We start from the raw sequence: 14719 nt of genomic DNA on the forward strand, positions 1-14719 counted from the left end.
CTCTTCGTTTGTCGTGCTGCCCTCGCTGGTCGTAAAGCCCACTCCGCATGAGGACCGCGGGCGACGGCCACCGGCGGACAGCGGCAGTGCGGGACATCTTACCGACTAGATTCAGCAACGGAAATACATGGAAGCGGATGCACGAGGGGTAGCACACTTTTCTAACCAATTTCTCTTTCTACGGCTTACATGTTCGCATTCCTGTTTCAGATGGTGGCGTTGAGCATCACGGCCTCAGCCGCTGTCCGAATCAAGGAAGCTTTCTTGCCAACGGAACCAGCGCGTTGCGGGAGACGGTACACGGCACTGGTGCGAGCCGCATAGCCCCTGCAGTCGGTTGGCTTCTGGCGCTCGAAACTAAAAAGGCTGAAGGGAACTAAAAGGCTGAAGGGAAAAAGCGCTATTCACAACGTACTACCCTGCGCAAGACGCCGAGGGTCTATATCGGCCGCTTTAGCCTTGAGTCGAACGCAGCGAAGGTCTTTAGAAGCGGCCTTCCCGAACCTTTCTAATTCCAGCGACCACCAGCTTCCTAAGCAATGGTGCGTTGTCCGGAAGCGGCTTTTCGCCTTTTTTCACGCCGAGGGCTGCAACGCTGTCCAATTCGCGGAGCTTGCTTGGCGCGAGCACGGCTGGCTCGTTTTCGTCGTACAGCATGAACCAGGGCAGCCCCGTCTTAGCATAGTCTGCCGCCGTAGGTACGTTCCCCGGCGGCCGTTTCCCGGTGACCGGCTGGTATTGGGCGCTGTTGAGGATGTGGACGAAGCAACGCGAGCTATGCGCCTGGTCCCATTTCTCATAGCCGAACGGGTCCTCGTGGATTTTCTGCTTCATCAGCCCGCCTGCGGCCAATCCCATGCTGCTCGACTTGATTCCTCCTCCTCGTCGAGGCGAGGCCTGTAGCTCGTCCGTGAAGTGGTGCGGAGCAGGTGGCCTATAATGTTCCGCTTTCAACGGGATGGCAATAATCTGCAATCCGCCGTATTGTTCTGCGCCCGTCAGCTGTGCCTCTACCGTGTATCCGCCGCCGAGCGGCATGGCGACAAACTGTCGAACCAGCCCGAGACCGATATTGAACCCGTCAAGCCATGATTGTCTCGGAATGGTCACGTAGTCCTGCTCTGTTGAACCGTCCCTGCCCGAGGTCCTTGCTTGCAACGTGGGACTCCATGGCTGGCCAGACACGGCATTTACCTTACCGACTGCAATCTTGATGGCGAAAGGATAGTCGGAGCTAAAGCGAATCCACATTGCTTCAGCCTGGGCCATCGGAAAGAAAACGCCGCCATGCTCTACCCACTGGGCTGGAACCCGGTCCGCGTAATCGTCTACGTGCGAGACGGAGAAGTAGCCCAGCCCCGGAGGGAGCGGGTATTCGCGATTGTCGTCGGGAATTCGCAGCGTGCGCTGAAACTCGATGTCGCAAACCGCATCGGGGTGAACTTCGGGAAAGCGGAAGACCAGCGTATTTTTTTCAAGGGTGAGCATGTGGTCAAACTCCCGTGTGTTGTTGTCGAAAGTCACTACCATTGGCCGTCGCGAACTTCTCGCACTAGCCTCAAAATTGCGTTGTCAGGTGTATCACGCAGTTCTCGAATCAACTCTGCAAAGACTCGTGGGCGCGCACCGACGATTTCCTGCAACTCCGGGGACACCCTTCCGGCGAGCAGCATCAACGTATCGACGTCTTCTCCGAGCACCTCTGCTAGTCGTCGAATGGTTTGGTCGCTCGGAGGGGACACCACCCCGCGTTCAACCTTGGACAAATAGGACGCTTCAATTTCGAGATGCCGGGCAACCCCGCGCAGTGAGTACGCCGGCGCACGGCTTGGTGACGTCCTTGAGGTAAGAAGCGCTTCTCGCCTTTCCCGGATATATGCGCCAAATTCCATCGCGGTTGCCATCTGTGTACTGGATATGACACACCAAGCGTATTCGAATCTCGGGCAACTTTATGTTCGGAAGCGGACAATATTTGCGTTCTTGCCCATGAGGCTCGCCGAGTGCTGCAATTCAAGGCAGCGATGGAGTCTGGAACGGCAGCCCGCGCAGTCACGAAACTGCATCCGAGCTCTAGGGGCTTTAGAACCTTGCCTGTCGGCGCCGAGGCCATATCGAGACGCATGCCGGCATCGGCCCGCACCGCCTGCCATCATGAAGCCGCTCTGATAGAAATGACTCGCACCACAAACGGACAGCGCAACCGATTCTAGGCATGCGGGTGCAAACCGGCATGGTCGCCCGTCGATGTGGATTGCTAACGTCAAGGATCGCAGCAAATTCCTGATAGCAGGCGGTGCTGGAGTGATTGGCATGGTGGCGGTCGGCGATGTGAGGAATGCAAAAGCTACCGGCAAGAAGGCTTCTAAGGCGGTCGGTGCGACTGCGGGCAAGGGACAGCAGAAAGGTCCGCAGCCCGCGAAATATGCCGACCCGAAGTCGGGCGCGACTTGGAGCGGACGCGGTCCCGCTCCGACGTGGCTAGCCGGTGCGAAAGACAGGACGAAGTTTTTGATTGATGGCGTTAGCTGGGTTGCGGATTCTGGCGCTGCGAGCAAGCCCAAGACTACGGCCACGAAGGGCACAGCGACAAAGACGGCACTGACGAAGAAGGTTACGGTGAAGAAAGTGGCTGCCAAGAAGGCCGTGAGCGCGAAGGTGCCGGCTAAGAAGGCGGCGGCTAAGAAGGCGCCGGCGAAAAAAGCGCCGCACACGAACGTGGCCGTGCCCGCCCCGGTGTCCCCGGCCGAGCATGGCGTCGAGCTGACGGTCTAAGCGTAGTTTTCAGATGCCCGGTGGACCAGCGACTTTCTGGTTCCACCGGGTACACCGAGCTGACGAAGTTTCATTGCGCCTGTGCTGCCTGACTTTGCGCGGCCTGCTGTTGGGCGTGCTGTTTCGCAAGGTGCCTGCCGACCATGCAGCCACCGACTGCACCAACGACAGCGTGGTGGCCCGCGTAATGCCCAGCGACCCCGCCGACCACCGCGCCCTTGATGCAACCTGCGGCGTTTGCCGTGCCTGCTGTCGCGAAGACCAGCGTCGTTGCAATCAAGGCGGTTCTTATCGGGTTGCCGATTGAGATGCCACTGCAGGCGTCGAAATGGCCAACGAGTGTACGAAAAGGGTCAGGCGGATAGAAAAAACGAACCAAAACGAACCTCGTTAAAGATTATGAGATTCATCCGGTCTGATGGACCTGCTCGGATTCGAATTGCGAGCAGCAAGTTGGACGAGGGCCCGACGGCGATACTTGCGACAGCTTTACCAAACTCCGGAGAGCTCGAACGGTTGGCGCTGGTGGACCATGCCGAAAAGGTGTTGTCAACACTACATCAATGGGACCGCGTCCCGCAACTCGACAGGAAAACCCGTTTTTTGGTTTTTGGGGCAACTTGTGTGAGCCATTGACAAGCGCATATGCGGCTGTATCCGCGACGCGCTGAGTTCGCCACGATAGGAGTTTGCCTGTTCGCAATGGTGATGAGGCTTGGGGAGCGCGGGTAAAAGGGCACCGAAAGTAGGCTGCGCGAACGTCACGGGAGGGCGCGGTAGTCTTTGAGTTCTGCGTCCTGCCTAGAAGTATGCGGGCAAGTCCGGCTGCGCGAGCTGGTAGCACCGCCGGCTGAGGGCGGCGCTGAAAGCGAGTCGGGAGCAACCTGAGAAGCAATCGCCGCCGCGAGACGGGGACGCCGTGGAACTGGCTGGAAGAGAGGAGCCGGACGAGTATCTGGCCGAGGCGGTGGGCTGTGGTCGATGCTTCATCTTCTCGGCGGGGTGACGCGATGGAATCCCCTATGGTTCGCTGAGGCAAATTCAGTCTAAGAATCTTTGAAAGTCGCACATTGTTCCGGCAAGCCCGTCTTCAAGTCCGACCCTCGAAGCCCCACCTCTCTTGATGAACGCCGTTAGCTTTTCGTTGGAACCGAATTGCTTGCCATGGTAGTGACGGCGGAGGCCATGGATATAAGCGTTAAAATAATCGAACATCGCACTGGTATGGCAAATATTCATCCCCAGCTTGGCGGCAGACATACGCAGAACAAATTCTTCGTGCGTAATAGTGGGCACATGTAAATCGGGCGCGGCGTTTTCGAGATATGTCACGAGTCCTTCTCCATCGTTTAGTCGAGGTTGGTTTCAGTGGAGTCCGAGTACGCTGCGGACGTGTGACGAGTGTCGACGGTCACGTGCATGAAGTGGTCGAAATTAAGGTGCTGCGGAGCGGTTTGCGTGTGCATCAGAACGTCCTCGCTTCGAACTAAGCACATGTCCCGCGGTCGCCGCGCGGAGTAGTACCCGCGTTTGTCGGCTTGCGTCATGTGTCCGGCGTATAGGGAGCGGACGTTTATATTTGCCGCTTCGGCCGTTTTAGATTGAGTTGAGAGACGCTTTAGATGAGGCAAGTGGCGGAACGGGCGATAGCGACGGATGTTGCGCCCGGTCGGGGCGAAGTCCTCGCCACATGCAAGGCGGCGCGCTAGATAGCTGGACGACTACCAAAATGAGAGCCACCCCATAGGGGTGGCTGAAATCAAGCAAGGTAGCCTATGCTTCCTGCGGCGCTTCAGTCGCCGGCGCAGGCTGGGGCGCCGGCTTCGCAATCTTTGCTGCCTCGAACGCAATGACGAGCAATGTACCCGTCGGTTTGCCTTCGCGCGACAGATAGAAGTCCGCCTTGAGTTTTCCAGTAACTTTGACAAAATCGCCCTTTACGAGGCCCGGGTCGTCCGGTCTCACACGCCGGAGAGTCGTCAGTGCCGCGTTGACTCTCGCACATACGAAATTCCCAGTAGACCCTGCCGGTGGACTTTGTCTGTTTTTCCACCGGTACCACGGCCACATTTCCGAACGCCTGCATGCTTTATGTACTCAATCGATTGAAGATGGGAACGACTCCCATCTCCTTATATAGCCAGTGCCATGAAATGACCTCCGGCTTCGTCGAGCGCAGCGGCGAAGTGGGCTTTGGCCATAGACCGAGCGAGTCAGGCCGGCGGTATGGCAAGTAGTTTTCGCCGAGCCATCCGCTCAAAGGATGCTTGTTTTTTGCGTTGAGTCTCACCTTGGGAAGCCAGGTTGGAATGAGCTGAACGACCACGTGCCCGACGCATCGGTCAACAAGGCCAATGCGCCCGTCCGATGTACGAGGCTCAAGTTCGGACCAAACCTCGAATAACCCTTCGTCAACTTCCCGAAAAGTCCGGTCGGTCGGTGCATGCGGTCGGTCCGATGCTTTCACCTGTTCGCGAAGAATGGCGAGCGCGCGCTTCAGAATACGCTCATTTTTTGCATGGACAACCACGCGTCGTAGTACGTCGCCTGTCACCAGTTTGCTGCCAACGCGCCGGGTCAATGCCGCGAGTGCGGCCTCTCGGTCTGCGCCGCGTTTGCTGCGGTCAATCTCGTGCCACGTTACGCCGTCGGTCTCATAGGAGATAACGTCGGGGCGGAGAATGCGTTTCTTGTTGCCGGCAAGATGCGGTAGATTCGGGAAAGGACAGCCTACTTAAGGCGTTGCAGTCAAAAGGGTGGGCAAGGGGTGCGGGGATAGCGAGAACTCATTCTCCTCGTTCGGCGATGTCTTCTGGAAGGAGGGCATTGTCCCTGCGAAAGCAGCGCCGGCGAATTGGTTCGACAAACGTTCGCCTTGAGCTTGGAACAGGCTGCTACGGAACAATTGTCCGCCACTTGCGGTTGCTGGCGTTCCGGGACTACCGGGGCCGTCGGTGTGACGGAACCTATCGGCGATAAAGCGGATTGCAGTCTTATTACCTGTTGCAGTGCGTAGAGTTAAACCGTGGTTGATTGCGGGCCCGCACTCGCGGGCCTTACTTCTTCTCGACTCCGGTGGCAGGTCTTTCCGTAAGGCCAAGTAGCACACTCGACCCACGCCATGCGTTGTTACGCCTGCATGCATTTCGCGACTGCAACAGCTCCCGGCGATGAATGATGGTGGTTATAGTCAGCTGTCTGAGCGGCTCCGACTGATTGAACGGTGGCCCGTCAATCGCAAGCCACCGTTTCACTACGTCAGGAGTCCAGCACCCGGTACTACGGTGCGGGCCCCCCTGTTATGCGGCAGAAAGCGGACCGGCTTTTTGGTCATGGCGTATGCGCCGGACCGCGTGAATCACAGCCCGGCGTACCTCCGCCTGCGGGAACCGGCAGAACGCTTCGAGCACAGCCTGCAGGGGCGCTTCGCCAACCTCGTAATCAAGCCCAACGCGCTCACACCATGAACGAATCCCATACTCGCAGCTGCCGGTGGTGCGCGCATCCTGCAGTGTTACCACGTCAGTGAACTGGGCGTAGCGCGCGGCGAACGCCTCGGCTGTCGACTCGTAGTTCTCAACGTAAGTGCGCCGCAGTTTCGCTTTCCGCTGAACGCCGCGACGAGCCATTTCGGCGGTTTCCGCATGGTAATGTTCGTCGTCCAGCACGGCAATAAATCCGCCGTGAACATGGATGTCATAGCCTCGGCCCTGGCTCGCCCAGGTTGCAGCGAAGAGTCGTATGCCACCGACGGGCTCGAGCACGTGTGCATCCAGGGTCATCATGCCACCCAGGACCGCGAGCCCACGAGCGAGGACGCGCTGCCGCCAGTCAGCAGGCACGCACAATACATGATGGTCCTCTTTGGCGGCCCAACCCTTGTATGCGCCAGCATAGGTATCCCAATTCCGGCCTATCGTCACGGAGTAGTCCACGTCACCCGCGGTCGTGGCGAAATTCACGGTCATTGAATGGCCGCCCGCCGCACCATGGCGGAACAATTTGCGTGCCGTAGCGCGAACCGCATTCATTCGTTGTCTGCGAAGGCGTTCGAGAAGCGACGGCATCGGCGTCACGCGGTACCGTAGCCGGCCCTGACGGACCTCGTCGACTTTTTTGCAGGCCGCGATGAGCGCGTCGATATCGCTCGCGCGCCGGGAAAAGCCTGCTCGGGCCAGCGCTTCCCTGAGCGCCACCTTCGTGCGCGCATCCAGACTGGCGGCGATTTTCCATATATCTGGATGTAGAGGCGCGCGACTGCGTTTACTCACAGCGCCATGTGGCGCTTCGTTGTCTGACTGGCTTGGTGGGTGACTGCTACGCATTTGACCTCCTGGGGTAGGGCGTCAAACGAATAGCTCGCAATAGTTATATGCGCGAGCATTCTAAAATGCAGCCGGCCTCATTTATGCGTCGGCGCTGTTTCCGCGGACGCGTCCCACCCGAGGTTAAGCCTGGCACTGCGCTGCCTGAGACTGCCAAAACGAGCCCGCCCCGCCCACGTTGTTCAGGCGTCACGTCGCTGCACCCCCCCCCCCGCCCGGGAGGAATTGTTCATGTACGAAAATCGTCCGCGTGCTGCTGGGGATAAGCGGCCTGACAAGACGGAGGCTCGGGGCTACCGCAGACATCTGCCGCCGAGTCACGGTCAGCCGACGATGGGAGCCCGGCGTCGGTCAATACAATGGCCATCTCTCCCGGGTCGCTACATGGGGGTGCGCAATACCGCGCACGTGTGAGGACAAAAGAAGATGTTTTTTGAACCGATGGTCATCGAGGGTGTGCTCGTCAGTAGCGGACGTGTGATGCGGCCCGACGAAGTGAATGAACGCCTGGCAGACAGACCGGCACTGCAGCGAAGGGTGAGCGGCTGGTACCTGTGCGGGGACGTCGATGAGCGGATGTTCTATGCGCTGGCCGCCGCCATGGGTGAGTGCACCATGCAGATGACTGTGCTGACTGGCGGGGCGTCTGGTAACTACGGCCTGTTCGCGCAGCAGGTCGGCACATTTCAGCACCGGTTCGTGCTGCCGCTGTTCGAGCCGTCCGTCGTCGCGCTGCTCGAGTCGCTCCAGGACGCGCCGGTACAGTTGTCGCTTGGCCGCAACGACACGGAGGAAGCGCTGCTCATTCGCCGGAAGCTGCTCGTGCAGGAAATAACCCAGGTGCGGACCTTGATGCAATCACTCGCGGATGTGGATGCAGCCGAAGTGATGGCAAACGGCCGGCATATGCTCGAAAGCGCGATGCGCATCGACTCGATGAAGCGGTTTCCCGGTTTGCCAGAGGTCACAGATGTCTGTGTTTCTTTCGTCATTCCTGAGGCCGTTTTTACCGTGGTCCCGACCAGTTCGAGCGAGCGGTCTTCGCCGCTAGCTTCCATTGACAGCGCGTTGGCGAGTCTGACCGCTGGGCATCGCATCACCTGATTCGACGGGGCTCGCTGCGGCGAGCACTTTCATGTTGTATCGCCGGAGTAGGGCATCTTCCGGGCGAAAGATTGCCAGTGCAGATGCGGGTACGGTGCGCCCGCTTCACGCCCTGAGGCAGTCCGTCAAGGTTTTTCCGAGGGCATGTGCAGCCCACATCCTTGACCCTGTAGTCTCGGGCGTCGCTCATTCATGAAACGGCGTATGTCGAAGAAACGTCGCGCGCCCACCTGGCGAGTTGCCCACCGCCGGCCAGCGTCATGGTCATAACAGGCGACCCGCCGGCCGGCCGTGGACAACTCGCGACATCACGTCAAATGGAGGCAACCCACGGCCCCGGAACCAGCTGCGTCATCGTCGACCGGAACGGGTTACCCCGGAAGTTCGAGGTTCCTGAGGAGTGACGAACCACGCTTCCTGAGGGCGTTGAGGTAGACGCTCTCGTCGTATCGTGTGCCGGTCTGCCAGCAGCGGTAGAGGATCCGTATCCACTTGAACGCCAACGCCCTCACGGCGGCCTGATACGAGCTGCCCTTCGCCCGCTGTTGCCGGTAATAGGCGCCGGCCCAGAACGATTTGTTGATGGTCTGGCCGGCCCATTCGACGAAGGTCTGGCGCAGGAAGGTCGGGCATTGCCAGCGCCAGTGCACCCAGCACTTCTTGCCGCTGCGCTCGGTGACCGGCGCGATGCCGGAGTACTTCTGCAGTTCATCAGCGCCGCTGAAGCGGTCACGTTGCTCACCGAATGCAGCCAGCAGGCGCGGTGTCAGATGCGGACCTGCGCCGGGCAAGCTGTCAAACAGGTCGAAGTCGGGCAGTGTGCGTGCGACTGCCGCGATCTCCTTGTCGAACACGTCGATCGCGGCGAGCGCTGTGCGCAGTTGCGAAACCAACATCAATGCGAGCAAGCGGTGAGGCGCAACGATCCCGGGATCATCAGTGAGCGATGCAGCACAACGGATCGACTCCAGACGTCCCTCAATCAGTTTGGCCCGCCGACAGTTGTGCGCATGGAAGAACGTTTCAAGGGTCTTTCTGCTCGCGCGCCTGACTGCTGGCAGAGTTGGCCAGCGGGTCAGGAAATCACAGAACAGTACCGTGTCGATATCGTCGAACCATTCCAGGGGTTGAGGGTAATACTGCTTGAGTGCGTTGGTTAGCCGGTTGGTGAACCGGGTCTTGTCGCCGACCAGTTCACGACGCTGTTCGATCAGGCTCAGCAAGGAACGCATGCCGGCGCTCTGCGGCCTGAGCGGGCTGAACCGCTCAGGATGGCGCAGCAGCAGGTCGAGTGCCAGCTCGGCATCGGTGGGATCGTCCTTGGCCCGGCTCGGTTTGAACGCCTCACGGTACTTCGCAAGCATTGCGGGATTGACCGGGAACAGTGTGAAGAACGCATGTTTCTGCAACACAGAGACGATCGGCCCTCTGGCCAGCTCAAGCGCGATCGCGATGGGGCCACCAAAGCGCCGATGTAATACCTTTGCCCATTCATCGATGCGTGTAACCTGGTGAGGAATGCAGTCGAACTCGCGCCTGTCGTCGCCAGCCTGCTGCAGGCAGATGTCATGTTTGGTATCGGCCCAGTCGATGCCGACAAAAGCCTTGAAATGCTGATTCGATAGCGGCGCCATGCGAACCTCCGCAAGTGATAGATTACCCGGTAGGGACATGCATGCTTGCGTTCAGCGAAGGCAATATAGTGAGCCGGTGTGACGGCGAACCCTGAGTATTCGTTATCGGACGCAAGCGCACCCGTGGACTCGAAGCTAAAGCGGCAATCGTCCAGGCGTTTGGGTCGACTTATTCGTAGTCCACGGGTGCATGTTCCGCATTGACTGGCAGCGAGCTGCCAGTCCCACCAGTATCGATGAAAGCGGAACGGACTATCTATAATACGTCGGACTACCATCACGTTCCCATACGCTATGAATTCTCGCGAACTGGCCATCACCTACGTCGGCGCAGCTGTCGCCGAGCTTTTCGGTTATCTCGCCATTCCGCCCGACGAGTGCGATTTGGAATGCACGGACTGCCTCTCCGCCACAGACATCGAGCATGGAAGTTGGCAGGGGCATCGTGATGTAGCCAGCAGCAGGCTTGCAGCAGAAATTCTGCGCCACGCGGGACTCGACGGTGCGCGACTGGACGGCGAAATGCTGACGTGTCTGTTCGCGGTCCTTGCACGGTCGGCGGACATCGCCGCATGTTATGCCGACGTGATGACCTGAGCGCGGCGTCTGCGGAAAAGCGTAAATTTCGGCGCTGCGCATTTCGTCACCCGAGACAAAAGAACTGGGTTTTTGACCAGTTTGACGAAGACATTGGCGTCAGAGGACGGCCGTGAGACGGACATTTTCCGGGCCGCCGCAGCATTCGAAGAGGCGAGGCCTTGGGCTCAAAGAATGCCGCCGATTAGATAAGCGGCATATCGGCAAACCGGCAAACCGGCATATCTTATATACGGTGGGTCTCAGTTAGCCACTGCGCGATGAGCGCGTCGACGAATCGCCTTCCATATGTCGGCAATCGGTTCGAGGTTGCGCACGCATAATCTCGGTTCACCCGACGTCCCATCGTCATTCAGGGGATGCCCGACCGATTTTCGGCTACATCGGGCACCTCCGACAGAATCGGCAAAATCTATGTGGACTATTTGCGAAATGGAAAGGGGCAGACGAGTCGAACCGCATTTACCGCACGGGCGCGGCCTGCAATGGGGGTTATCCATGCCGATTTCACGGGAGTAGCGCTCCATCGCCGCGCGTGCGCTCGCGCAGGGTCATCCTCAAGACAATGTCAAACCCTTCTAGTCAATTCCCTCTATTCCTTTTCCACGGGGGCGCTCAAGTTGTGCAGTCCATTGCCGATATATCGTGCTTCCGGAAGACCGAAACAAGACTACAGAATGTAAGGCGGGGCAGATGGCGGAGGATGCGGGGAAAGTGCATGTCGCCAAGGCTCGTGCGGCCAGACTGAATCGTGCTGTCGGCGAGCTGAGAGGGATGGTTGCACAAGACGAGTTGTGGCGAGATGCACGCGTCGGCTTCGTAGGGCTGGTTGCCGGTTTCGTACTTCTTGTTATCAGCGGACAGCTGAAAACGATGGCGGGCGAGCTCGTTGCCATCTGGGTTACCGACGGCTACCTCCTTGGCCAAATGATGCTGTTGAGGCGACGGCACAAGCCGATTTATCTTGCTGGCGCTGCTATTGGGCTCATGCTTGCAAACCTGATGGGCGACGAGACCTTCTACGTTGCGTTCTCGTTCACGGCGGCAGGCTTGGTGGAAACCTGTGCCGCAGCATTGATGCTGCCGGGCGTGAAATCAGCCAGGGCGCTCCTGCAGCCGAAGATGTTCATCCGATTCGTGGCGGGCGCCTGCATCGTTGCACCGGTGCTTTCGGGAGTGGTCGCCGTTCTCCTGCTTCAAGGAATTTTTACTAGCCACCCGTTTTCGTCATTTTCGAACTGGGTAATTTCCGACGCGCTCGGGTTTCTTATTTTCACGCCCGTGACGCTAGTTCTGTTGTCGGGGGAATGGAGAACTCTGCTGGACCGGCGCAACCGGGTAAAGTCAATCTTGCTTCTGGCGTTGACAGGAGCGGTGGCGACCATAATCTTCTCGCACACGTCGTACGTCGACTTGTACTGGATGCTTCCACCACTCGCATTACTGGCGTTCCACGCAGAATTGTCGACAGTGCTTTTGGGGACCTTGATATTCATTACTATCTCGGTTCCCCTGACGGTGCACGGAACCGGCCCGCTCTGGCTCTTTCCGTTTGCCACAATGCAAGACCGAATTCTCGCATTGCAACTGTTCACAGTAGCGGCTTTGTCCATCGTGTTACCGATTACGGTTTTGCAGACGCAGCGGACAGCCTTGTTGTCTGCGCTATCGGAAGGACAGCGTCGGTTCAGGAACCTAGCCGAGCGGTCCGAGGAGGTTGTGATGGAACTGTCCGCTGACGGAGTAATCCAATATGTCTCCCCGCGCGTGAACACAGTTCTCGGGTTCAGACCGGAGATGTTGCCAGGAACATCGATGCTCGACCTGGTCCATAAGGATGACCACCTCGAACTCCAGAGGGCGCTTTTGCACGCGGGAGCGACCGCACAGGAGAAATCGGCTCAGTACCGACTGCATCGCTCGGACGGCACTTACATCTGGGTTCGAAGTTTTATCGCAGCAATGCCATCTGGCGTTCCGGGCGAGCGGCCCGCGCTGGCGTTCACCGTTCGAGATGTCGACCTCTATGTCGTTGCAGAACAAAAACACCTTGCGGATGAGCAACAGCTCCGGCACATGGCATTCGTCGATAGCCTCACGGGCCTGCGAAACCGTCGTTACCTTGATAGCAAGGTGGAAGAATTGTTGGCTTCACATGCGGATGCAATATCTGGCGGCTCGGTGGCTGTCCTGTTCGCAGACATCGACTACTTCAAGAATTTTAATGACGAGTACGGTCACCAGGCTGGTGACGAGTGTCTCAAGGTAGTCGGGCGATCCATCGCTATGACGCTTCGAAACCGAGATTTGGTCGCCCGTTACGGCGGAGAGGAATTTGTTGTTGTGCTTGAGAATTGCGAACAGGACGAAGCCGCGCGCACTGCCGAGCTCATCAGAGCCGCTGTCGAGTCTTTGCAGCTGAAACATCTGGGTAGCCCGCTGGGTGTCGTGACGCTCAGCATCGGCGTGGCGCATAGGGACCTACGCCAGCCAGTCGATGCAGCCGATTTGTTCGAGCACGCTGACTCAGCTTTGTACGTTGCAAAGCGGACGGGACGGAACCGCGTGGGGAGAGTGCAAGACAGGGTGACGTCTAGCTCCCATTTCGCCTGAGCTACGCTATGCCGGACTAGCGGAAAATGCGACCAGAGCAAACTGGGACTTGAACCAGCCCCGACAAAGGGCCTTTAGATTCAACCCTGCGCCCAATGCACTAACTTTTACGGAAAATCTGCCGCTGAGCCTCCGCACGAAGACATCGTGCTCAATGGCACTGGTGCGGTGTCGGTGAACAGCAATTGCGACGAAGACCAGCAGGACGCGGTTGTCCTGCTGGTCCCGGTTCACAGTCTCGCCTCCGAGCCGTTTCTTGTCGCCAACGAACGGCGGCTAGCGCTCGCGGACCGAGTTGCCGAGGCTTTCTGCATCGTGAATTTCGCCTCGATTCCCGAGCCATGCCGCGGAAGGGCATATGTTCTGAATCGTCCCTGTTGGGTCAACACCGTTTGGAAGAGGCATTTGAGTTTCGTTTTGTGATTCGTTGGTGGTATCGAGCGGTGGTAAATTTGGCAGCCGCCTATTATATTGGCCGTTGAGCCTGGGTGCGACACCAGTTCCGCCACGGTACTTTTCCAATCGCTGACCGACTATGAGTGCGGATTTGGCGGTAACGAGGTAACAGCGGTAACCGGGTGGCCCACCTTGGCGTTCAAGTGCCTTCATGCCGGCATTGTATTTGCGACCGTCATCTCTCTTCAATCAAAGACTTACTGCGCACGCCCGCAGATTGTCCCCAGGTTTGCCAACAAATTCTGGGGATAACCCGGGTGTGCCGGAAGGTCGCCGGTTGAGGTGCTCGCAAAGGGATATTGAGGACTCGCCTTGGTTCCTACTGTGCATGTGCGGACGGCGCGGGCAACAAAAGTCGTTGGTCCGGTTGCCGGCGATGCCCAAAGTCTGGCGCTGTGGTGTGCGTCGGACGCGGTTCGCCATAGGTGACAACCTCTCCCGCTACAGAAACGACATGACCCCGCGCGAACTCGCCATCTCTTTTGTTGGCCAAGCCCTCGGCGAAATGTTTGGCCCGCTCAGCCTGCCGCCGGACGAGTACTTTCACGTCCCGGACCGCAAGAAAATTGCCGCCAGCAGCGCGCCTGGCGGTAACGGGGTGCGCCGCTGCGCTGACAGTGGCGGCGGGTTAGACGGAGTTGACTTCATTGGTGACGAATACGCGGGGCTGCTGTCGGTGCTGGAGGCAGCCGTGGTGATGGTCGAGCGGTACGTACGGACAACAGGGTAGATGAGTCGGTAACCCCGCGTCTGCGCGGAATAAAGAGCATCGGATTTTGGGTAACGCCCGGCTTGGGCGCCAGAATCGGTCAGCTCCGTTGTTATGCGGCGGCACACTTCGCTCGTTCCAGTCCTCAGTCGGCCCGGCGCGCGCGCCGAATCGCACATACCACGGCACGGCGCACTTCACTCTGAGGAAAGCGGCGGAAGGCGTCGAGGACCGCATGCAGCGGCCTCGCCATGCTCATAAAGAAGTCCGGTGCGCTCACACCATGAACTAATCTCATACTTGCAGCTACCGGTCATGCGTGCGCCGTCCAAAGTATTTTATTGTCCCGTGTTCGAACTGGCGCATTTCTGCGCTTCCAAAGTAATTAAAGAATCTGTACGATTTGCCGTTATGCAGTCGCTTAGTTCGAAAGTGATTTGAGACCATTCTGTAGCGCAGGAGGCATTGAAGGCCGGAAGTGGCCTCGGGGGCTTCGATGCAAAGCA

General features: G+C 58.6%; 12 protein-coding genes. 6 read left to right on the forward strand and 6 right to left on the reverse strand.

The genetic code is table 11. From position 1 onward, the window contains the following. Positions 1-483 precede the first annotated feature (483 nt). Positions 484-1488 (reverse strand): hypothetical protein, encoded by a 1005-nt coding sequence (locus tag OKW41_RS30420; RefSeq protein ID WP_429574939.1) that lies wholly within the window; start codon positions 1486-1488, stop codon positions 484-486. A gap of 35 nt (positions 1489-1523) precedes the next feature. Continuing rightward, complete coding sequence (locus tag OKW41_RS30425; protein ID WP_429574940.1) at positions 1524-1904, reverse strand: helix-turn-helix domain-containing protein; 381 nt, start codon at positions 1902-1904, stop codon at positions 1524-1526. 343 nt (positions 1905-2247) lie between these two features. Here OKW41_RS30425 and OKW41_RS30430 point away from each other — a divergent pair, with 343 nt between their 5' ends. Beyond that, complete coding sequence (locus OKW41_RS30430) at positions 2248-2775, forward strand: H-NS histone family protein (RefSeq protein ID WP_429574941.1); 528 nt, start codon at positions 2248-2250, stop codon at positions 2773-2775. A gap of 70 nt (positions 2776-2845) precedes the next feature. Here the strand turns inward: OKW41_RS30430 and OKW41_RS30435 are convergent, their stop codons facing one another. The 3 genes from OKW41_RS30435 to OKW41_RS30445 all read right to left on the reverse strand — a co-directional run bounded on the left by OKW41_RS30435 (position 2846) and on the right by OKW41_RS30445 (position 7100). Then, on the reverse strand, positions 2846-3079 hold the full coding sequence (locus tag OKW41_RS30435; protein WP_429576507.1) for a hypothetical protein: 234 nt from the start codon (positions 3077-3079) through the stop codon (positions 2846-2848). A 737-nt stretch (positions 3080-3816) separates the two neighbouring features. Further along, a complete protein-coding gene (locus tag OKW41_RS30440; RefSeq protein WP_429574942.1) occupies positions 3817-4107 on the reverse strand; it encodes a hypothetical protein in 291 nt (96 codons plus the stop codon). Between the two features lie 1967 nt (positions 4108-6074). After that, entirely contained in the window at positions 6075-7100 is a 1026-nt protein-coding gene (locus OKW41_RS30445; RefSeq protein ID WP_429574943.1) for a hypothetical protein, read from the reverse strand. A 426-nt stretch (positions 7101-7526) separates the two neighbouring features. Between OKW41_RS30445 and OKW41_RS30450 the strand changes: the two genes are divergently transcribed. Further along, complete coding sequence (locus tag OKW41_RS30450; protein ID WP_429574944.1) at positions 7527-8204, forward strand: hypothetical protein; 678 nt, start codon at positions 7527-7529, stop codon at positions 8202-8204. Between the two features lie 371 nt (positions 8205-8575). Here OKW41_RS30450 and OKW41_RS30455 read toward each other — a convergent pair whose 3' ends face one another. Further along, on the reverse strand, positions 8576-9838 hold the full coding sequence (locus OKW41_RS30455; RefSeq protein WP_429443797.1) for an IS110 family transposase: 1263 nt from the start codon (positions 9836-9838) through the stop codon (positions 8576-8578). Positions 9839-10132: 294 nt separating this feature from the next. On the opposite strand from OKW41_RS30455, the gene OKW41_RS30460 reads away from it, so the two are divergent. From OKW41_RS30460 to OKW41_RS30475, 4 genes are all read left to right on the forward strand, one after another. Beyond that, on the forward strand, positions 10133-10435 hold the full coding sequence (locus OKW41_RS30460; RefSeq protein ID WP_429574945.1) for a hypothetical protein: 303 nt from the start codon (positions 10133-10135) through the stop codon (positions 10433-10435). 359 nt (positions 10436-10794) lie between these two features. Then, entirely contained in the window at positions 10795-11118 is a 324-nt protein-coding gene (locus OKW41_RS30465) for a hypothetical protein (protein WP_429574946.1), read from the forward strand. Positions 11119-11128: 10 nt separating this feature from the next. Further along, positions 11129-13048: a diguanylate cyclase domain-containing protein gene (locus OKW41_RS30470; protein WP_429574947.1), complete on the forward strand. Its 1920-nt coding sequence runs from the start codon at positions 11129-11131 to the stop codon at positions 13046-13048. 910 nt (positions 13049-13958) lie between these two features. Next, complete coding sequence (locus tag OKW41_RS30475; RefSeq protein WP_429574948.1) at positions 13959-14234, forward strand: hypothetical protein; 276 nt, start codon at positions 13959-13961, stop codon at positions 14232-14234. Positions 14235-14719 lie beyond the last annotated feature (485 nt).

It is taken from the genome of Paraburkholderia sp. UCT70, from assembly GCF_050434085.1.
Classification (GTDB): Bacteria; Pseudomonadota; Gammaproteobacteria; order Burkholderiales; family Burkholderiaceae; genus Paraburkholderia; species Paraburkholderia tuberum.